The following is a 19784-nucleotide window of genomic DNA, read 5'->3' as shown; positions in this document are numbered from 1 at the left end:
TTCATCCACCATCAGCGGTTGTCCGGGCTACTTACTAAACCGTGCAATCACATCTTCTGATGACATGACCTCAGCATATTCAGCGCCCAGTATGGCAAGGGTCAGCTCGTATACGGTCGAGGCTTCCCAGCGGGTTCCACCTGGCCCTGTTACAGGCACGGCAGTCGTGGCATCAGAAGGGAGGATGATGCTGTACCCGAGCGCTTTGCCTGCGCGGATGGTGGCATCCATGCTGTTGTGAATCACAACGCCCGTCAGCACGAGGCGATTTGCATTCATTCCCTTCAGTGCGGCATCCAGTTGGGTGCCTATGAACGCGCAGTTTTCGTTCTTGATGATGACGGCTTCGCCCTCTATCGGCGCGACTTCCTGTTTGATGCCATTCCAGGGGCCGTGAAGGTAATAGCTGGAAGTGGGTGTCTTTTCATCGTGTTTTATGTGAAGGACGGGCCAGCCGTTTGATCGCCAGAATTGCAGGAGACGTTGGATGACGGCCAGGTAACCGGGATGACTTTTGTCATTCCAGACGGGCTGATCGATGGCGTCCTGAACGTCGAGAATGATCAAGGGGATTGGGCTGGGCATGTCCGGCATTTGGTGTCGTCTCCTTACGATGAAAGCGCAGTGTGCTGCAGTGTTTTTCTATCAACAACCATGGCAGCTCGATAGCTTTAGCGTTGCCGGCTGGCGTAGGGTGGATGACGCTTTTTTCATCCACCATCAGCGATGGTCCGGGCTGCTTGCTTTGACGATGGCATGAACCTTGGTGGACAAGCTTCGCGTTGTCCACCCTACAGGCTGGTTCCGCCCTTACGGCGGGTCACTTCTGGCAAACGCCCGGATGGCCGGCCCCGCCAAAAGTAACCAAGAGGTCTTTGCCCCTGACATCCGGCCCGACTTCGTCGGGTTGATTCGCTTCGCTCACCCTGCGGACCAGCCTGCCGCTGTTACTTCGCTGCGCTTCGTTTCACAACGATTCCACTCGGCCTCCTGACGGGGCGTTTGGCGTCGCCTGCGAGATTGGTGCTCCAGAAACACTACGAAGATACGTAGGGTGGATGACGCTCTTTTCATCCACCGCCTGGCGTCCTGCCCGGTAACTTACTCACCATAACCACCATCGCTCTGTTCCGGCACTCCACACCAATCCGGTGCATAAATGCCCATCGCCACGGCCCGATGGAAGCTTGAGTAAGGCCAATCCGCCAGCCGCTGCACATGGCCGTGTTTGAGCGGGTTGTAGTGGATGTAATCGAAGTGGCGCTGGTAATCGCGCTCGTCCCGAATCAGGTGTTCCCAGTAGCGCCTTTGCCAGATGCCCCGCTCGCGGCGGTGCTTTTGGCTGGCACTGAGCGCTTCGCTGACGGGCAGGCGCTTGCTGAAGGCGAACTTGATGACCTTCCAGCGCAGGGCGAAGTCGGCATCATCAGGCGGTAGTGTCCACAGGCAGTGCATATGTTCGGGCAACACCACCCATGCATCGATATGGAAAGGATGGCGTGCTTTGGTGGCGCGTACCGTCTCGCGCAGCAAGTCGATTTCACGGATCAGCAGACCGCTTGTGCGATCGCGCAGGTTGACGGTGAAAAAGTAAGTGGCGCCAGGAACGCGGGCGCGTCGGTAATTGGACATGGCGGCTCATCCTTGAGCGGTGGTGGTGCCTGAACCATGGTGGACAAGCTTCGCGTTGTCCACCCTACGCGTTGGGCATTTCGGCGTAGGGTGGATGATGCTTTTCATCCACCGTTTGCGATGGTTGTCCGGGCTACTCGCTCTATCAACAACCATGGCAGCCCGATAGCTTCAGCGCCTCGGTGTGGTGGCCCGCCTGTGACGCTCTGCGTAGCCTGCTGGTGTAGGGTGGATGACGCTTTTTTCATCCACCATCAGCGATGGTCCGGGCTGCTTGCTTTGACGATGGCATGAACCTTGGTGGACAAGCTTCGCGTTGTCCACCCTACAGGCTACACAGACAGCTCAGGCGACTCGGTTTCCGAATCCCGTCAGGAGGCCGAGCGGAGGTGCTGTGGAGAGGGGCGTTTGGCATGGATGCCAAACGAGGAACGATGGGCCAGGGATGGCCCACCGTGACGACCCTCGGAGCAGCGCCGGAGCGAGGGGAGTTGAGCGTAGCGAAACCCGGATATCGGGCGCGCTTTCTCTTTGGTTACTTTCTCTTTCGCGCGAGCAAAGAGAAAGTGACTCGCCGTAAGGGCGAAATCAGTAGAAGAGGGTGACTTAGAAAATAAATCTGTCCCCTTTTTTCGGTCCCCTTTTTTCGTAACCGGCAGTCTCAAGGCTTACCTATGTAGCTGTGACGTCTGCTCCTGGACTTGTGCCAGGAGCGACGTGCCTTTCGAGCTCGTAGCGACCTTTCGGCCGCTTACTTAGGTTATCCCTTGGGAGGGTAAGGGTCGTTTCCGTAGCTGTTTCGCTCGCGAATTTGACCTTGCTGGTTGTGTATCAAAACCTCGCTTTGCTGGTTGATCGCAATGCTGCGCGCGTGTTCGATGGCTTCTCGCTGGGTGTCAAACTGTTTGGTGACTCTTTCGTTGCCAGCGCCTCGTACAGCCCAGTTCTCACCATGTGGAACTACATGTTGGTTTTTGCCTGTCATGATCGATACCTATGTGTGACTATGGTTGAGGTAGGTGGCTTCCACCACCTACCTGATTGGGCTACTGCTTTACAAAAAAGCAGAAAGGGCGCCCGTCTTTGCGGCGTACATCTTTGCCGCTCCGCCAATGCTTGAAGGTCATACAGAACACGGCTCTGTAGCCTGGCGGTGGATTTGGGGTTCCGCTCATGGCGAATACCTCTTGTCCGAAGTCGTTGACACCACCCGTTGAATGACCATAATCACCCAGCGCATTTGTCCAAATGCTACGTGATAGAGGGTCAATCCTCAGTCGCGGCCCGTGCTTGCAGGCTTCGCTTTCAAACACGGTCAAGACCCACGGCAGCCTGTAGGAGGGCTTCCGTGGGTTTCTTGTTTCTACATCCTCTATAAATCACTATCTGTCGATAGTAAGCGCGTCCTTGCGCTTCATGACTTCAATCAATCCCAGCTCAACGCCCCACCAGTCTGATACTCGATCACGCGTGTTTCGAAGAAGTTCTTCTCCTTCTTCAGGTCCATGATCTCGCTCATCCACGGGAAGGGGTTGGTGGTGCCCGGGTACTCTTCCTTCAGGCCGATCTGGGTCAGGCGGCGGTTGGCGATGAATTTGAGGTAGTCCTCCATCATGGCCGCGTTCATGCCCAGTACGCCGCGCGGCATGGTGTCACGCGCGTATTCGATCTCCAGCTGGGTGCCCTGCAGGATCATCTGGGTCGCTTCGTCCTTCATCTGGGCATCCCACAGGTGCGGGTTCTCGATCTTGATCTGGTTGATCACGTCGATGCCGAAGTTCAGGTGCATGGATTCGTCGCGCAGGATGTACTGGAACTGCTCGGCGGTGCCGGTCATCTTGTTGCGGCGGCCCATGGACAGGATCTGGGTGAAGCCGCAGTAGAAGAAGATGCCTTCCAGTACGCAGTAGTAGGCGATCAGGTTGCGCAGGAACTGGCGGTCGGTTTCCGGGGTGCCGGTCTGGAACTTGGGATCGGAGATCGAGCGGGTGTACTTGAGGCCCCAGGAGGCTTTCTTCGCGACGCTCGGGATCTCGTGGTACATGTTGAAGATTTCGCCTTCATCCATGCCCAGCGACTCGATGCAGTACTGGTAGGCGTGGGTGTGGATCGCTTCCTCGAAGGCCTGGCGCAGGATGTACTGGCGGCACTCGGGGTTGGTGATCAGGCGGTACACGGCCAGGACCAGGTTGTTGGCCACCAGGCTGTCGGCGGTGGAGAAGAAGCCGAGGTTGCGCATGACGATGCGGCGCTCGTCTTCGCTGAGACCGTCCGTGGATTTCCACAGCGCGATGTCGGCGTTCATGTTCACTTCCTGCGGCATCCAGTGGTTGGCGCAACCATCCAGATACTTCTGCCAGGCCCAGTCGTACTTGAAGGGTACGAGCTGGTTGAGGTCGGCGCGGGCATTGATCATCTGCTTGTCGCCGACCTGTACGCGCGCGGCGGCGCCTTCGAGGTCGTCCAGGCCTTCCTGGATGTCGAGGTCGTTCAGGGCCTTCTTGGCGCGGGCGACGGCGTCGGAGTCGTTGGCGTCAACGGCACGTGCTTCTTCGACCGAGCCGGCAGCTTCGCTGTCGAGCTTGTCGAAGTTGGTGCTGGCGCTCTGTGCGGTGGCTTTGCTTGCGGCGACTGCTTCGGCGCCGTCTTCCTTGTCGAATTCATCCCAGCTCAGCATGGCTTGGCTCCTGCGTGAGGGCCGGCGAATGTACCGGCCTGTATGGATATACAGATAATTTGAATTATGTTCCGTTGCGTGGTGCGCGCAAGGGTGATCGGGTACCGCTGGTCAGCAGGCGGTGGATTGCTGGCTGACCGTTGCCGCTCGACCCGAAGGAGGAGGGCGGGAAATTGTGAGAGGGGCAAGGTTTGGGTAGGAGCGGATTTATCCGCGATTTTCGCGGCTGAAGCCGCTCCTACGGAAGAGCCTTGCCCTCTCCCTGACCCTCTCCCGCAAGCGGGAGAGGGGATTTACCGCTGATTTGCTTTAGAACTGCAGCAGGCCTTCGAGCGTGTAGCTGAGCGAGTGAGCGCTAGGCGCCTGGTAGGTCGGAGCCCCTGAGCGTACTTCAGTACGTGATGGGGGCCGGCCTGCCAGGCAACGACGCGGGCGCCGCTCAGATACGCGCGCTTATTGGCACGCCTCGCAGTCGGGTTCGTCGATGGCGCAGGCTTTCGGTACTGGCGCCGGGGCCGGGGCGGCCTGCTGGGCAGGGGCCTGGGCCTTGGCCGAGAAGCCGTCGTCACCACCGGCGGATACCGCGTTGAGCTTGCCGGTGTTGATGGTGGACTTCTCGGTGCTGGTGGCGGCCAGGGCACGGAGGTAGTAGGTGGTTTTCAGACCACGGTACCAGGCCATGCGGTAGGTCACGTCCAGCTTCTTGCCCGAAGCGCCGGCGATGTACAGGTTCAGCGACTGCGCCTGGTCGATCCACTTCTGGCGGCGGCTGGCGGCGTCGACGATCCACTTGGTTTCCACTTCGAACGCGGTGGCGTAGAGGTCTTTCAGATCCTGCGGGATGCGCTCGATCTGCTGCACGGAGCCGTCGTAGTACTTCAGGTCGTTGACCATGACCGGGTCCCACAGGCCGCGGTTCTTCAAGTCGCGTACCAGGTAGGGGTTGATCACGGTGAATTCGCCGGAGAGGTTCGATTTCACGTACAGGTTCTGGTAGGTCGGCTCGATGGACTGCGACACGCCAATGATGTTGGAGATGGTCGCGGTCGGCGCGATGGCCATGATGTTCGAGTTGCGAATGCCTTTCTTCACGCGCTCGCGCACCGGCGCCCAGTCCAGCGACTCGGAGAGGTCGACGTCGATGTACTTCTGGCCACGGGCTTCGATCAGCAGTTGCTGGGAGTCCAGCGGCAGGATGCCCTTGCTCCACAGCGAACCTTCGAAGCTGCTGTAGCTGCCGCGCTCGTCGGCCAGGTCACAGGAAGCCTGGATGGCGTAGTAGCTGATGGCTTCCATCGACTTGTCGGCGAACTCGATGGCGGCATCGGAACCGTAGGCGATGTGCTGCAGGTACAGGGCGTCCTGGAAGCCCATCAGGCCGAGGCCGACCGGACGGTGCTTGAAGTTGGAGTTACGTGCCTGGTCGACGCTGTAGTAGTTGATGTCGATGACGTTATCGAGCATGCGTACAGCGGTCTTGACGGTGCGGCCGAGTTTCTCGATGTCCAGCTTGCCGTCGACGATGTGGTTGACCAGGTTGACCGAACCCAGGTTGCAGACGGCGATCTCGTCCTTGTTGGTGTTCAGGGTGATCTCGGTGCACAGGTTGGAGCTGTGTACCACGCCGACGTGCTGCTGCGGGCTGCGCAGGTTGCACGGGTCCTTGAAGGTCAGCCACGGGTGGCCGGTCTCGAACAGCATCGAGAGCATCTTGCGCCACAGGTCCTTGGCCTGGATGGTCTTGTACAGCTTGATCTTGCCGTACTCGATCAGGGCTTCGTAGTACTCGTAGCGCTCTTCGAAGGCCTTGCCGGTCAGGTCGTGCAGGTCCGGTACTTCGCTCGGGGAGAACAGGGTCCACTTGCCGTCTTCGAAGACGCGCTTCATGAACAGGTCCGGAATCCAGTTGGCGGTGTTCATGTCGTGGGTACGACGACGGTCGTCACCGGTGTTCTTGCGCAGCTCGAGGAATTCCTCGATGTCCATGTGCCAGGTTTCCAGGTAGGCGCAGACCGCGCCCTTGCGCTTGCCACCCTGGTTGACGGCGACGGCGGTGTCGTTGACCACCTTGAGGAAGGGCACGACGCCCTGGGACTTGCCGTTGGTGCCCTTGATGTAGGAGCCCAGCGCGCGCACCGGGGTCCAGTCGTTGCCCAGGCCGCCGGCGAATTTGGACAGCATGGCGTTGTCGTGGATGGCGCCGTAGATGCCCGACAGGTCGTCCGGCACGGTGGTCAGGTAGCACGAGGACAGCTGCGGACGCAGGGTACCGGCGTTGAACAGGGTCGGGGTCGACGCCATGTAGTCGAACGAGGACAGCAGGTTGTAGAACTCGATGGCACGCTCTTCGCGGTTCTTCGGCTCTTCGATGGCCAGGCCCATGGCCACGCGCATGAAGAACACCTGCGGCAGTTCGAAGCGGATGCCGTCCTTGTGGATGAAGTAGCGGTCGTACAGGGTCTGCAGGCCGAGGTAGGTGAACTGCTGGTCACGCTCGTGGTTCAGCGCGCGGCCCAGTTTCTCCAGGTCGTACTCTTTCAGTTTCGGGTCGAGCAGCTCGAACTCGGCGCCTTTGTCGACGTAGGCCGGCAGGGCCTTGGCGTACAGGTCGGCCATCTCGTGGTGAGTGGCGCTGGTGGTGATGTCGAGGAAGCTCAGGGCCTCGGCGCGGATGTTGTCCATCAGCAGGCGGGCGGTGACGTAGCTGTAGTTCGGCTCACGCTCGACCAGGGTACGGGCGGTCATCACCAGGGCGGTGTTGACGTCCTTCTCGGCCACGCCGTCGTACAGGTTCTTCAGGGTTTCGCGCTCGATCAGCGAACCGTCGACCTCGGCCAGGCCTTCGCAGGCTTCGCGGATGATGGTCTGCAGGCGGCCCATGTCCAGCGGCTGCAGTTCACCGCTGGCGGTGGTGATGCGGATGCTCGGGTGCGGCTGTGCGATGTCGCTGCCGGCGTTGGCGCTCTTGCGCTTGTTGGCCTGGGCTTCGCGGTAGATCACGTAGTCGCGGGCGACCTTCTGCTCGCCGGCGCGCATCAGGGCCAGTTCGACCTGGTCCTGGATCTCTTCGATGTGGATGGTGCCGCCGGACGGCATGCGGCGCTTGAAGGTGGCGGTGACCTGCTCGGTCAGGCGCGCGACGGTGTCATGGATACGCGACGAGGCGGCGGCGGTGCCACCTTCCACAGCGAGGAACGCCTTGGTGATGGCAACGGTGATCTTGTCATCGGTGTAGGGGACGACGGTGCCGTTGCGCTTGATCACGCGCAGTTGGCCGGGCGCGGTGGCTGCCAGATCCTGGGAGGAATCGGCGGCCTGCGGCGCCACGGCCTGCGGGTTCTCGCGAGTGGTGTCGGTATGCATGGAGATCTCCGTGTTCTGTAATTTTCTGGTTGGACGTCACGACAGTAGATGCCGCGCCTTGTCCGCCGTTCATTCCATTAACAACTGTTCCGCACGCGGCAGGCGAGGCCGGGCACGGGGTGTCGCAAGAGCTGGCAGGGTGGGCACGACTTGAAGTGCCGTCCTGGCGCATAAGTCTGGTGAGGCATTACGGCACCTCACCTACTACATATAGTGGTCGACAGCTGAATCTGTTCACCGTCTGACCTGCTCACGCGTATCGTCGAGCGATGCGGCGTGGCCATGACCCGGGTCAGGCCCGGGTCGTGCAAAACGTTTGAACGAAATACCTGGAAAACCCTGTGAAAAGGGCTTGCGCGATGCGTTCTTGTAGTGTCCAGTTTTTCGTTGTGACCCAACATCTGGTGGGTGTCGCGCGATGGGGATACAAGATAGTGCGCTGTTTGAGGCATTGCAAGGCGCCGGGAAAAGAACAACCTGTGGATAAGATGTGAGTGCCTTGTGGGTGTGCCGGGCCAAGCGCCCGTGTTCTCTGGCTCTGGCTGCCGATGACCGTTCGTCGCCCCTGACGGAAGGATTTGCACGCGTTGGCGAAGCTGCCCGGTGCCGCACAGACTAACACTATATGTAGTGATCTTGGCATGTGCTGTGCTGGCGCCTGGCGCCTGGCGCCTGGCGTGCGGCGAAGGAGCCTGGTTTGCCGCTCGCACCGAGGTGCTGACAACCCCTAGAATGGCCGCTGTGGTTGCGGCACTGGCCGGCATGCGAAAGGGGATAGGGTGTGGAACAAGAAGCGTGGCAGATTCTGATCGTCGAGGATGACCAACGCCTGGCGCAGTTGACCCGCGAGTATCTGGAAGGCAACGGTTTGCGCGTGGCCATCGAGGCCGATGGCGCCCGTGCTGCCGCGCGCATTCTCGCCGAGCAGCCGGACCTGGTGATCCTCGACCTGATGCTGCCGGGCGAAGACGGCCTGAGCATCTGCCGCAAGGTGCGTGCGGGCTACAAGGGGCCGATCCTGATGCTCACCGCCCGCACCGACGACATGGACCAGGTGCTGGGCCTGGAGATGGGCGCCGACGACTATGTGTGCAAGCCGGTACGCCCGCGTGTGTTGCTGGCGCGCATCCGGGCGCTGCTGCGAAGGCGCGAAGGCGCGGAGGGCGAGCGCGACGAAGGCCAGCCACGACGCCTGCAGTTCGGCCCGCTGGCCATCGACAGCGCCATGCGCGAGGCCTGGCTCGGCGAGCAGGGCATCGAGCTGACCAGCGCCGAGTTCGACCTGCTCTGGCTGCTGGCGGTCAACGCCGGGCGCATCCTCTCGCGCGAGGAGATCTTCAACGCCCTGCGCGGCATCGAGTACGACGGCCAGGACCGTTCCATCGACGTGCGCATCTCGCGCATCCGCCCGAAGATCGGCGACGACCCCATGCACCCGCGCCTGATCAAGACGGTGCGCAGCAAGGGCTACCTGTTCGTCGCCGAAGCCGCCGAGGCGCTGCCGCACGGCGACGCGGCGCCCGTCGTGCGCAACTGACCGGGCGCCCATGAATTCGATCTTCCTGCGTATCTACGGCGGCATGCTCGCCGCGCTGGTGCTGGTGGCGCTGCTCGGCGTCGGCGCGCTGCACCTGGTCAACGAGGTGCGCGCCGACCAGTACCGTGAAAGCCTGGCGCGCGGCACCTTTCGCCTGATGGCGGACAACCTGCTGCCGATGAGCCAGGTGGAGCGCCGGCGCGCCCTGGTGGTGTGGTCGCGGCTGCTCGGCATTCCCCTGGAGCTGCAGGCGATGAGCGACGTGGCGTTGGAGAGCCGCGAGCGCAATCGCCTGCAGCGCGGCCATGTGCTGGTGCAGCAGACCGGGCCGCACTCGGCCAGGGTATACGGCCTGCTCGACGGCAAGCAGCCGTTGCTGCTGACCGGCGAGATCCAGCAGGTCAGCGAGCAGCTGGCGCGGGCTACCAACTACCTGTTGATCGACGAGCTGGTGCGCTATCCGGTGGACGAGCAGCCGCGCCGCCTGGCCGAGCTGAAGGAAGACAAGCAGTTTGGCTTCGACCTGCAACTGGTGCAGCTGGAGGATGCCAGCATCGACCTCGACCAGCGTCGGCGGATCGACGAGGGCGACACGGTGATGGCGCTGGGCAAGGGCGGTGACTCGATCTATGTCTTCTCCGGCATCGTCGACACGCCCTGGGTGCTGGAGATCGGCCCGCTGTACCAGATGAATCCCTATCCGCCGCAGCTGCTGGTGCTGATCGGCGCGCTGGGGCTGAGCCTGATCGGCCTGATCGTCTACCTGCTGGTGCGCTCCCTGGAGCAGCGCCTGCGCGGGCTCGAGGGTGCCGCCACGCGGATTGCCAGTGGCCGCCTGGATGCCCGTGTGCCGGCGCGTGGTGCCGACTCGGTGGGGCGCCTGGCGAGCAGCTTCAACGCCATGGCCGAGCACCTGCAGACTTCGCTGAGTACCCAGCGCGAGCTGGTGCGGGCGGTGTCCCACGAGCTGCGCACGCCGGTGGCGCGCTTGCGCTTCGGCCTGGAGATGATCGCCGATGCGCCGAACGAGGCGGCGCGCAGCACGTACATGGAGGGCATGGACAGCGACATCCAGGACCTCGACAAGCTGGTCGACGAGATGCTCACCTACGCGCGCCTGGAGCAGGGCTCGCCGGCGCTGAACTTCCAGCAGGTGGAGCTCAAGGCGCTGATCGACCAGGTGATCGACGAGCTGGCGCCGCTGAGCAATCGGGTGCGCGTGGAGTGCGGCGCGGTGCTCAGCGTGCAGGCGGGCGGGGTGTGCTGGGTCGAAGCCGAACCGCGCTACCTGCACCGTGCCCTGCAGAACCTGGTGAGCAACGCCATGCGCCATGCCGAGGGGCGTGTGCTGATCAGTTGCCAGGTGGGCTACAAACGCTGCCGGATCGATGTCGAGGACGACGGTCCGGGCGTGCCGGAAGAGGCCTGGGAGCGTCTGTTCAGTCCCTTCCTGCGTCTCGACGACAGTCGCACGCGGGCCTCCGGTGGGCACGGCCTCGGCCTGTCCATCGTGCGGCGGATCATCTACTGGCATGGCGGTCGGGCGCAGATCGGTTGCAGCGACAGCCTCGGCGGTGCGCGCTTCAGCCTGGTGTGGCCACGGCGTCAGGGGGAGTAGGGCGCTCAGGCCGCCACGGCGACCAGGCTCAGCAGCCTGTCGTCGAACCGGGCGAACTGGCCCTCCAGCTCGGCGCCTGTGCGCCAGTCCGGGTGCAGGTCGATCAGCAGGCGCAGGCGGGCGCTGTCGTGATCGGCCTCGAGCAGCTCGGCGTCGTGGAAATAGAAGCGCGTCAGCGTCAGCGGGTAGAGCGCCTTGAACAGGCTTTCCTTCAGCGAGAAGGTCAGGCTGATGCGCAGGGCGCGGGCCGCGTCGTCCAGATGTTGCAGGCGCTGCAGCTCGGCCTCGGTGAGAATCTCTCCCTGCAGGCGCAGGGCGCGCTCCGTCGGCAGCAGGCGTTCCACGTCCAGGCCCAGGGCGCGCCAATGGTTGCGCGGGGCGACCAGCGCGGCGGCCCAGTTGTCACCGTGGGTGATCGAGCCGGCGACGCCTGGCGGCCATTGCGGTGCACGATCGTCACCGACGGCCGGTACCTGGGCGTTGCCGGTCACGCGGCGCAGGGCTTCGCGGGCGCAGAGACGCCCGGCCAGGTATTCGGCCTGGCGCTTGGCCACGCCGCGCACCGGCGCGATGGCGCAGCGAGGGAAGTCGTCGGCGGCCAGCTGCGTGGGGTCGAAGCGCGTGCTGATCAGCTGCGCACCGGCCAGCGGGCGGGGCAGTGGGTCGTGGTCGTCAAGCGGGCTGCAGCAGGCGGGGTGGTAGGCATTCATGGCCGCGATTGTGCCGCGCGGCGGACCGCCCAGTCATCCATCGTTTACATTTCTTTGCAGGCAGTTAACAAAGCTAAACGGACGTTGCCCCGGGCTTTTGTCAGACTGCGCCTGCATTCCTCAGGGAATGCAGGTGAGGTTGTAGTCAGTGCGAGGCGCTGACGTTTTCTCCGAGTTCGAGAACGGTAGCCCGATTGGGCTGCCGTTTTTTTTGCCCGTTTTTCGGGCCGGGCACGGATGGGGGATCACGTTTCAGCGATCCACCGCTCTGGTGGATGTAAAGAGCGACATCCACCCTACGGCGCTGTCGCGGTTGTGACTGCGTGGATGCAGGAGGTAGGGCGGAGTGGGATGCCCTAGTCGAAAACGCTTGTGACCGTGTCGTCCGCTTCGGGGCTGTGCACGGATGGGGCGCGCTTCAGCGATCCACCGCTCTGGTGGATGTAAAGGGCGACATTCACCCTACGGCGCTGTCGCGGTTGAGACTGCGTGGATGCAGGAGGCAGGGCGAAGCGGATTGCCCGAGTCGAAAGCGCTTGCGACCGTGTCGTCCGCTTCGGGGCCGGGCACGGATGGGGGATCACGCATCAGCGATCACCGCTTTGGTGGATGTAAAGAGCGACATCCACCCTACGGTGCTGGTGGATGTGAGAGACGGCATTCGCCCTGCGGCTCCGCGTGATCGCCAAGGCGTTCGCATTTGCGCTGTGGCTTTCTGGAGGGTATTTGCAGTCAAATGCCTGTGCGGGCAAACCAACCCCCGCGAGGACCATGGACGATGACCCAACAATCGCAATTCGCCCTGCTCGGCAAGAAGCGCTTCCTGCCGTTCTTCATGACGCAATTGCTCGGCGCCTTCAACGACAACATCTTCAAGCAGTCGCTGATTCTCGCCATCCTCTTCAAGCTCAACACAGGCGTCGACCGCGATCTGCTGGTCAATCTCTGCGCCCTGCTGTTCATCCTGCCGTTCTTTCTGTTTTCCGCGCTGGGCGGCCAGTTCGGCGAGAAGTTCGCCAAGGACGCGCTGATCCGCAAGATCAAGCTCGCCGAGATCTTCATCATGCTCGCCGGGGCTGCCGGGGTGCTGCTCGACAGCCTGCCGCTGATGCTCGGCGTGCTGTTCGCCATGGGCACGCAGTCGGCGCTGTTCGGCCCGGTGAAGTATTCGATCCTGCCGCAGCACCTGCAGGAGCAGGAGCTGGTGGGGGGCAACGCGCTGGTGGAAATGGGCACCTTCCTGGCGATCCTCGCGGGCACCATCGGGGCCGGGGTGATGATGGCCAGCAGCAGCTACGCGACCATCGTCGCCGCTTCGGTGGTGGGGGTGGCGGTGCTCGGCTACCTGGCCAGCCAGGGCATTCCCAGGGCCTCGGCGGCCATGCCGGAGTTGCAGCTGGACTGGAATATCTTCCGCCAGTCCTGGGTGATCATGAAACTCGGCCTGGGCCAGCGCCCGGCGGTGTCGCGCTCGCTGGTGGGCAACTCCTGGTTCTGGTTTCTCGGCGCGATCTACCTGACGCAGATTCCGGCCTACTCCAAGGAGTGGCTGTACGGCGACGAGAGCGTGGTGACGCTGATCCTCACCGTGTTCTCGCTGGGCATCGGCTTGGGTTCGATGCTGTGCGAGCGGATGAGCGGGCACAAGGTGGAGATCGGCCTGGTGCCGTTCGGCTCCATCGGCCTGACCCTGTTCGGCATCCTGCTCTGGTGGTTCTCCGGCGGCTTTCCGCAGGGCGCCGCGCCGCACGACTGGCTGGCGCTGCTGGGGCATGGCCAGGCCTGGTGGATCCTCGGTTGCATCCTCGGCATCGGCCTGTTCGGCGGCTTCTACATCGTGCCGCTGTACGCGCTGATCCAGTCGCGCACGGCGGAGCACGAGCGGGCGCGGGTGATCGCTGCCAACAACATCCTCAATGCGCTGTTCATGGTGGTGTCGGCCATCGTCGCGATTCTCTTCCTCAGCGTCGCCGGGCTGTCGATTCCGCAGCTGTTCCTGGTGGTGTCGCTGATGAACATCGCGGTCAACAGCTACATCTTCAAGATCGTCCCCGAGTTCAGCATGCGCTTTCTCATCTGGCTGCTCGGGCATTCGATGTACCGGGTCGAGCACAAGGGGCTCGAGGCGATCCCTGACGAAGGCGCTGCGGTGCTGGTGTGCAACCACGTGTCCTTCGTCGATGCGCTGCTGATCGGTGGTGCGGTGCGGCGGCCGATTCGGTTCGTCATGTACTACCGGATCTACGACCTGCCGGTGCTCAACTTCGTCTTCCGCACGGCCGGCACCGTGCCGATCGCCGGGCGCAACGAGGACCTGCTGATCTACGACGCGGCGTTCAAGAAGATCGCCGAGTACCTGCGCAATGGCGAGCTGGTGTGCATCTTCCCCGAGGGCAAGCTGACCACCGATGGCGAGATTGACGAGTTCAAGGCCGGGGTCGAGCGCATTCTCGACGAGAACCCGGTGCCGGTGATCCCCATGGCCCTGCAGGGCCTGTGGGGCAGCTTCTTCAGCCGCGACCCGCACAAGGGCTTGTTCAAGCGCCTGTGGTCGCGGGTGTGCCTGGTGGCGGGCCAGCCCGTCGCCGCGCAGGACGCCAGGCGCGAGGTGCTGCAGGCGCAGGTGGCGGAGCTGCGCGGGGACTGGCGTTGATCTGAACCCAGGGGGAGGGGCTGCAGTCATGCAGGCGGCGCCGCGCTGCTGAAGCACCTCCCGCCGGGCTGGCCTCGGCTTGCTCAATGGCTCAGCTTGAGCCCGATCAGCCCGCAGACGATCAGCGCCACGCTGGCCAGGCGCAGCAGTGCCATCGACTCACCGAACAGGATGATGCCGGCGATCACCGTGCCCACGGCGCCGACGCCGGTCCAGATGGCGTAGGCCGTGCCCAGCGGCAGTTCCTTCATGGCCAGGCCGAGCAGGCCAAGGCTGATCAGCATCGCGCAGACGGTCAGGGCGGTGGGCAGGGGGCGGGTGAAGCCGTCGGTGTATTTCAGGCCGATGGCCCAGCCGACTTCGAACAGGCCGGCGAGCAGCAGGATGATCCAGGACATGTAGCCTCCAGGGGTGACTGAAGGGGCCGTCCCCGGATGAGCCACCCTGGGCTCAGGGTGTGGAGGTCGTCCTCGCGCGCGCCATTATTGTGCATATCGGCGCGTCCGGGGCAAGGCGCCCCGGATTGGTGCGAGTGCTGGGCTCAGTCGCTGTGCGTGTCTGTGCCCTGGCCCATGCGCCGGTAGAGGGTCGCCAGCAGTGGCCCGGAGAGGTTGTGCCAGACGCTGAACAGGGCGCTGGGCACGGCGGCCAGCGGGCTGAAGTGGGCGCTGGCCAGTGCGGCGCCGAGGCCGGAGTTCTGCATGCCGACCTCGATGGACAGCGTCTTGCGTTGCGCCAGCGACATGCCGAACAGGCGTCCGGCCAGGTAGCCCAGGCCCAGGCCGATGCCGTTGTGCAGGATCACCACGGCCATGATCAGCAGGCCGGATTCGGCGATCTTGCCCTGGCTGGCGGCCACCACTGCCGCGACGATGGCGACGATGCTCACCACCGATATCAGCGGCAGCACCTCGACGGCGGTCTTCACCCGCTCACCCAGCAGGCGCTGGGCGACCAGGCCGAGCACGATGGGCAGCAGCACCATCTTGAGGATGGAAATGAACATGGCGCTGAAGGACACTGGCAGCCATTCCGAGGCCAGCAGCCAGATCAACGCGGGCGTCACCAGCGGGGCGAGCAGGGTGGTCACGGCGGTGATCGAGACCGACAGCGCCAGGTCGCCACGGGCGAACCAGGTGATGACGTTGGAGGCCGTGCCGCCCGGGCAGCAGCCCACCAGTATCACGCCGACGGCGATTTCCGCCGGCAGCGCGAAGGCCTGGCACAGCGCCCAGGCCAGCAGCGGCATGATGCTGAATTGCGCCACCACGCCGAGCAGCACCGCCAGTGGCCGGCGCGCGACCTCCTGGAAGTCGGCAGCCTTGAGGGTCAGGCCCATGCCGAACATGATCAGCCCGAGCAGCGGGACGATCCAGGCGGTCAGCGGCAGGAACCAGCTGGGCTGGAAGAAGGCCGCGATGGCGAACAGCAGCACCCAGACGGCGAAGGTGTTGCCGATGAAGCGGCTGAGGGTGATCAGGGCTTGCATGGTGTGTTTCCTGGCAGGTTCGGAAAAGTCGGCCAGCCTAGCAGAAGCGCTGCTGGCCGGGTCAGGTGCGCAGCCGCTGCGCACCCGGGTCGTAGGAGCCGGCTTGCCGGCGATGCTTTTTCCAGGAGGGCACGGATCGCGTGCCAGCCCGCTCCTGCAACCGCCTTACAGCGGTTCCTCGTCCGCCGGGTAGCGGCTGGCGCTGAGGCTCTCCTTGATCTTGCGCAGGTGTGGCTGGAAGTCCACGCCACGGCGCAGGGTGACGCCGGTGGCGAGCACGTCGAGCACGGTGAGCTGGATGATGCGCGAGGTCATCGGCATGTAGATGTCGGTGTCTTCCGGCAGCGGAATGTCCAGGCTCAGGGTACTGGCCTTGGCCAGCGGCGAGCCGGCGGCGGTGAGGCCGAGCACCGAGGCGCCGTTCTCGCGCGCCAGGCGGGCGACCTCCACCAGTTCGCGGGTGCGCCCGGTGTAGGAAATGATCACGAACAGGTCGCCGGTGTGCGCCACCGAGGCGATCATGCGCTGCATCAGCACGTCGGAGTGGGCCGACACCGCCAGGTTGAAGCGGAAGAACTTGTGCTGTGCGTCCAGCGCCACCGAGGACGAGGCGCCGAGGCCGAAGAAGTGGATCTGCCGCGCCTGGATCAGCAGGTCGACGGCGCGGCTGACGTGCTGTGCGTCGAGGCTCTGGCAGGCGGCGTCGAGCGAGGCGATGGTGCTGCCGAAGATCTTCCGGGTGTAGGCCTCGGGGCCGTCGTCGGCGGACACCGCACGGCTGACGTAGGCGGCGCCACTGGCCAGGCTCTGCGCCAGCTGCATCTTCAGTTCCGGGTAGCCGTTGGCGCCGAAGGAGCGGCAGAAGCGGTTGACCGTCGGCTCGCTGACCCCGGCAGCCTGGGCGAGAGCGGCAATGCTGAAACGGGTGGCCTGCTGGGGGTCGTAGAGGATCACCTCGGCGACTTTGCGTTCAGCCTTGTTCAGGTCGTCCAGGCGGCTCTGGATCTTTTCCAGCAGGTTGCGCACGCGGTCCATAGGGGCTCCTAACAGGCGGTTGAACGGGGGTGGCGGCATCGCGACGGGCGGTAAGACAGCCGGCCTATCCTACTGATGACGCTCGATGGTCTCCACCGACTTCTCTGTTCTAGAAAATAATGTTGTTGCTATAACAATATTTCCCCTTGATAAAACCCTTATCAACCGGTATTTCTAACGCATCTTGATAAAAGAACAATCTCATGGCCGCAATCAAGCTTGAATCCTGTACCTTCGCCCTGTTCGGTGCCCTGGGTGATCTCGCCTTGCGCAAGCTGTTTCCCGCGCTTTACCAACTCGATCGTGCCGGTTTGCTGCACGATGGCACGCGCATCCTGGCGCTGGCCCGCGAGGCCGGGACGCCGGACAGCCACCTGGGTGCCATCGAGCAGGCGCTGCGCCTGCACGTGCCGGCCAAGGAACTGACGGACGTCGACCTCTCGCGTTTCCTGGCGCGGCTGAACTACCTGAGCATGGATTTTCTCAAGGCCGAGGACTACGCGGCGCTGCTCGAGCACGTCAGCCCGCAGGATCAGCTGATCGCCTACTTCGCCACGCCGGCCTCCGTCTATGGCGGCATCTGCAGCAACCTGGCGGCCGTCGGCCTGGCCGAGGGCACGCGGGTGGTGCTGGAGAAGCCCATCGGTCACGACCTGGCATCCTCGCGCGCGGTCAACGATGCGGTGGCCCGGGTGTTCCCCGAGAACCGCGTCTATCGCATCGACCATTACCTGGGCAAGGAGACGGTGCAGAACCTGATCGCCCTGCGTTTCGCCAACAGCCTGTTCGAGACCCAGTGGAACCAGAACCATATCTCCCACGTGGAAATCACCGTGGCCGAGAAGGTGGGGATCGAAGGGCGCTGGGGCTACTTCGACCAGGCCGGGCAGTTGCGCGACATGATCCAGAATCACCTGCTGCAGCTGCTCTGCCTGATCGCCATGGACCCTCCCAGCGACCTCTCCGCCGACAGCATCCGTGACGAGAAGGTCAAGGTGCTCAAGGCGCTGGAGCCGATCAGCGTCGAGCAGCTCGGCCAGCGCGTGGTGCGCGGCCAGTACGTCGCCGGCAGCAGCGACGGGCGGCCGGTGCCCGGCTACCTGGAGGAAGAGAACTCCAACACGCAGAGCGATACCGAGACCTTCGTCGCCCTGCGTGCGGACATCCGCAACTGGCGCTGGGCCGGCGTGCCGTTCTACCTGCGCACCGGCAAGCGCATGCCGCAGAAGCTGTCGCAGATCGTCATTCACTTCAAGGCGCCGCCGCACTACATCTTCGCCCCGGAGCAGCGCCAGCTGATCGGCAACAAGCTGATCATCCGCCTGCAGCCGGACGAGGGCATCGCCCTGCAGGTGCTGACCAAGGACCAGGGCCTGGACAAGGGCATGCAGCTGCGCAGCGGCCCGCTGCAGCTGAGCTTCTCCGATACCTATCGCAGCGCCCGCATCCCCGACGCCTACGAGCGGTTGCTGCTGGAGGTGATGCGCGGCAACCAGAACCTGTTCGTGCGCAAGGACGAGATCGAGTATGCCTGGCAGTGGTGCGACCAACTGATCGACGGCTGGCAGCGTCTGGGCGAAGCGCCGAAACCCTACACGGCAGGCAGCTGGGGGCCGATGGCCGCGGTGGCGCTGATCACCCGCGACGGGAGGAGCTGGTATGGCGATCTCTGAGCTGCAGTTGCCGGCGGGCGTCAACGGCTGCGCGCACGGCGATGCCGGGCAGCTGGCCGAGGCACTGGCGCAGCGCGTTGCCGCTGCACTGCGCCAGGCGCTTGCCGAGCGTGGCCAGGCGACCCTGGTGGTGTCCGGAGGGCGCAGCCCGGTGGCGTTCTTCGAGGCGCTGGCGCAGCAGGCGCTGCCCTGGGCGCAGGTGCTGGTGAGCCTGGCCGACGAGCGCTGGGTGCCGGTCAATCATGCCGCCAGCAACGAAGCCCTGGTGCGCCGTCATCTGTTGCGCGGGTCGGCCGCCGAGGCGCGCTTTCTCAGCCTCTATCAGGTCGCCGGCAGCCATGAGCAGGCCGCCGAGCTGGCCGATGCCGCCGTCGCCGAGCTGGCCGTCATCGATGTGCTGGTGCTGGGCATGGGCGACGATGGCCATACCGCCTCGCTGTTCCCCGGCAGCGCCCACCTGCGGCAGGCGCTGCAGGCGGATTGCCCGCGTCGCGTCCTGGCGATGCTCGCGCCGAGCGAGCCGACGCAACGCCTGACCCTGACCCTGCCGGTACTGGCCCGTGCGCGCCTGCCGCTGCTGGCGATCCAGGGCCAGGCGAAACTGAACACACTGAGCGCGGCGCTGCTGCCGGGTGAGATCGCCGAGCTGCCGATCCGCGCTTTCCTGCATTCCCCTCTCGAAATTCATTGGTGCCCCTGACATGACCAGCCTCGACCAAGACCAGCGCGCGCGCATGGCCGAAAAAATCGCCGAGATCGACCGCATCTGTGCCCAGGCGCGAATCATGCCGGTGATCACCATCGCCCGCGAGGCGGACATCCTGCCGCTGGCCGATGCCCTGGCGGCAGGTGGTCTGCGCGTGCTGGAAGTGACCCTGCGCTCGGAGCATGGCCTGGAGGCGATCCGTCGCCTGCGCGCCGAGCGGCCCGAGCTCTGCGTCGGTGCCGGCACCGTGCTGGATGAGCAGATGCTGGAGGCGGCCACCGCCGCTGGCGCGCAGTTCATCGTCACGCCGGGGAGCACGCGTGAGCTGCTGCTGGCGGCGCTGGACAATCCCTTGCCCTTGCTGCCGGGGGTGAGCAGCGCCTCGGAGCTGATGGTCGGCTACGCCCTCGGCTACCGCCGCTTCAAGCTGTTCCCGGCGGAGCTGTGCGGCGGCGTCGCGGCGCTCAAGGCGCTGTCCGGGCCTTTCGGCGGCGTGCGCTTCTGTCCTACCGGCGGCGTCAATCCGGACAACCTGCAGCGCTACATGGAGCAGCCCAACGTCATGTGCGTGGGCGGTACCTGGATGTTCCAGCGCGAGTGGGTGGAGAACGGCGACTGGGCGCGGATCCAGCAGTGCAGCGCCGAGGCCCTGCAGCTGTTGAGCTGAGGCAGGGCGCCCGATCAATTTCCG

General features: G+C 64.1%; 15 protein-coding genes. 6 read left to right on the top strand and 9 right to left on the bottom strand.

The genetic code is table 11. The features are described 5' to 3' along the window. Positions 1–27: 27 nt before the first annotated feature. The 5 genes from FIV02_RS17020 to FIV02_RS16995 all read right to left on the bottom strand — a co-directional run bounded on the left by FIV02_RS17020 (position 28) and on the right by FIV02_RS16995 (position 7672). Positions 28–594 carry an isochorismatase family protein gene (locus FIV02_RS17020; protein WP_152489280.1) on the bottom strand — a complete coding sequence of 189 codons (567 nt, stop codon included), beginning with the start codon at positions 592–594 and terminating at the stop codon, positions 28–30. A 507-nt stretch (positions 595–1101) separates the two neighbouring features. Next, positions 1102–1632 (bottom strand): transposase, encoded by a 531-nt coding sequence (locus FIV02_RS17015; protein ID WP_152489279.1) that lies wholly within the window; start codon positions 1630–1632, stop codon positions 1102–1104. Between the two features lie 760 nt (positions 1633–2392). Then, entirely contained in the window at positions 2393–2617 is a 225-nt protein-coding gene (locus FIV02_RS17010) for a DUF2188 domain-containing protein (RefSeq protein WP_152489278.1), read from the bottom strand. A 441-nt stretch (positions 2618–3058) separates the two neighbouring features. Further along, the gene (locus FIV02_RS17000; protein WP_037056419.1) at positions 3059–4309 is read right to left on the bottom strand and encodes a ribonucleotide-diphosphate reductase subunit beta; all 1251 of its coding nucleotides are present in this window, start codon (positions 4307–4309) and stop codon (positions 3059–3061) included. Positions 4310–4762: 453 nt separating this feature from the next. After that, positions 4763–7672: a ribonucleoside-diphosphate reductase subunit alpha gene (locus FIV02_RS16995; protein WP_152489276.1), complete on the bottom strand. Its 2910-nt coding sequence runs from the start codon at positions 7670–7672 to the stop codon at positions 4763–4765. Positions 7673–8453: 781 nt separating this feature from the next. Here FIV02_RS16995 and FIV02_RS16990 point away from each other — a divergent pair. After that, the gene (locus FIV02_RS16990) at positions 8454–9209 is read left to right on the top strand and encodes a response regulator (protein ID WP_047590854.1); all 756 of its coding nucleotides are present in this window, start codon (positions 8454–8456) and stop codon (positions 9207–9209) included. 10 nt (positions 9210–9219) lie between these two features. Continuing rightward, positions 9220–10827: an ATP-binding protein gene (locus FIV02_RS16985; RefSeq protein ID WP_152489275.1), complete on the top strand. Its 1608-nt coding sequence runs from the start codon at positions 9220–9222 to the stop codon at positions 10825–10827. Positions 10828–10832: 5 nt separating this feature from the next. Here the strand turns inward: FIV02_RS16985 and FIV02_RS16980 are convergent, their stop codons facing one another. Continuing rightward, the gene (locus FIV02_RS16980; RefSeq protein ID WP_152489274.1) at positions 10833–11537 is read right to left on the bottom strand and encodes a 4'-phosphopantetheinyl transferase; all 705 of its coding nucleotides are present in this window, start codon (positions 11535–11537) and stop codon (positions 10833–10835) included. A 778-nt stretch (positions 11538–12315) separates the two neighbouring features. Between FIV02_RS16980 and FIV02_RS16975 the strand changes: the two genes are divergently transcribed. Further along, entirely contained in the window at positions 12316–14190 is a 1875-nt protein-coding gene (locus tag FIV02_RS16975) for an MFS transporter (protein WP_152489273.1), read from the top strand. A gap of 83 nt (positions 14191–14273) precedes the next feature. On the opposite strand, the gene sugE is transcribed toward FIV02_RS16975, so the two are convergent. From sugE to FIV02_RS16960, 3 genes are all read right to left on the bottom strand, one after another. After that, a complete protein-coding gene (sugE, locus tag FIV02_RS16970; RefSeq protein WP_037056406.1) occupies positions 14274–14588 on the bottom strand; it encodes a quaternary ammonium compound efflux SMR transporter SugE in 315 nt (104 codons plus the stop codon). Between the two features lie 143 nt (positions 14589–14731). Then, positions 14732–15679 (bottom strand): bile acid:sodium symporter family protein, encoded by a 948-nt coding sequence (locus FIV02_RS16965; protein WP_152489272.1) that lies wholly within the window; start codon positions 15677–15679, stop codon positions 14732–14734. Between the two features lie 165 nt (positions 15680–15844). Continuing rightward, positions 15845–16705 carry a MurR/RpiR family transcriptional regulator gene (locus FIV02_RS16960; protein WP_172979226.1) on the bottom strand — a complete coding sequence of 287 codons (861 nt, stop codon included), beginning with the start codon at positions 16703–16705 and terminating at the stop codon, positions 15845–15847. Between the two features lie 212 nt (positions 16706–16917). On the opposite strand from FIV02_RS16960, the gene zwf reads away from it, so the two are divergent. Genes zwf through FIV02_RS16945 form a run of 3 tightly spaced genes read left to right on the top strand, consistent with a single transcriptional unit; the run spans position 16918 to position 19760 of the window. Further along, complete coding sequence (gene zwf / locus FIV02_RS16955) at positions 16918–18387, top strand: glucose-6-phosphate dehydrogenase (RefSeq protein ID WP_134677211.1); 1470 nt, start codon at positions 16918–16920, stop codon at positions 18385–18387. Then, complete coding sequence (gene pgl / locus FIV02_RS16950; protein ID WP_152489271.1) at positions 18374–19087, top strand: 6-phosphogluconolactonase; 714 nt, start codon at positions 18374–18376, stop codon at positions 19085–19087. The genes zwf and pgl overlap by 14 nt, the downstream gene beginning before the upstream one ends. Position 19088: 1 nt before the next feature. Next, on the top strand, positions 19089–19760 hold the full coding sequence (locus FIV02_RS16945; RefSeq protein WP_152489270.1) for a bifunctional 4-hydroxy-2-oxoglutarate aldolase/2-dehydro-3-deoxy-phosphogluconate aldolase: 672 nt from the start codon (positions 19089–19091) through the stop codon (positions 19758–19760). Positions 19761–19784 lie beyond the last annotated feature (24 nt).

This window comes from Pseudomonas sp. THAF187a, from assembly GCF_009363395.1.
In the GTDB taxonomy this organism is placed as follows: Bacteria; Pseudomonadota; Gammaproteobacteria; order Pseudomonadales; family Pseudomonadaceae; genus Aquipseudomonas; species Aquipseudomonas khazarica.
The sequence above is the reverse complement of the archived record's forward strand: the minus strand, read 5'-3'. Positions and strand labels throughout refer to the sequence as shown.

What these genes read in the sequence shown, in the direction of transcription:
- FIV02_RS16945 (WP_152489270.1), top strand. Translation starts at nt 19,089, where the DNA reads ATGACCAGCCTCGACCAAGACCAGCGCGCGCGCATGGCCGAAAAAATC.
- zwf (WP_134677211.1), top strand. Translation starts at nt 16,918, where the DNA reads ATGGCCGCAATCAAGCTTGAATCCTGTACCTTCGCCCTGTTCGGTGCC.
- FIV02_RS17015 (WP_152489279.1), bottom strand. Translation starts at nt 1,632, where the DNA reads ATGTCCAATTACCGACGCGCCCGCGTTCCTGGCGCCACTTACTTTTTC.
- FIV02_RS16975 (WP_152489273.1), top strand. Translation starts at nt 12,316, where the DNA reads ATGACCCAACAATCGCAATTCGCCCTGCTCGGCAAGAAGCGCTTCCTG.
- FIV02_RS16965 (WP_152489272.1), bottom strand. Translation starts at nt 15,679, where the DNA reads ATGCAAGCCCTGATCACCCTCAGCCGCTTCATCGGCAACACCTTCGCC.
- sugE (WP_037056406.1), bottom strand. Translation starts at nt 14,588, where the DNA reads ATGTCCTGGATCATCCTGCTGCTCGCCGGCCTGTTCGAAGTCGGCTGG.
- FIV02_RS16980 (WP_152489274.1), bottom strand. Translation starts at nt 11,537, where the DNA reads ATGAATGCCTACCACCCCGCCTGCTGCAGCCCGCTTGACGACCACGAC.
- FIV02_RS17010 (WP_152489278.1), bottom strand. Translation starts at nt 2,617, where the DNA reads ATGACAGGCAAAAACCAACATGTAGTTCCACATGGTGAGAACTGGGCT.
- FIV02_RS17020 (WP_152489280.1), bottom strand. Translation starts at nt 594, where the DNA reads ATGCCGGACATGCCCAGCCCAATCCCCTTGATCATTCTCGACGTTCAG.
- pgl (WP_152489271.1), top strand. Translation starts at nt 18,374, where the DNA reads ATGGCGATCTCTGAGCTGCAGTTGCCGGCGGGCGTCAACGGCTGCGCG.
- FIV02_RS16995 (WP_152489276.1), bottom strand. Translation starts at nt 7,672, where the DNA reads ATGCATACCGACACCACTCGCGAGAACCCGCAGGCCGTGGCGCCGCAG.
- FIV02_RS17000 (WP_037056419.1), bottom strand. Translation starts at nt 4,309, where the DNA reads ATGCTGAGCTGGGATGAATTCGACAAGGAAGACGGCGCCGAAGCAGTC.
- FIV02_RS16985 (WP_152489275.1), top strand. Translation starts at nt 9,220, where the DNA reads ATGAATTCGATCTTCCTGCGTATCTACGGCGGCATGCTCGCCGCGCTG.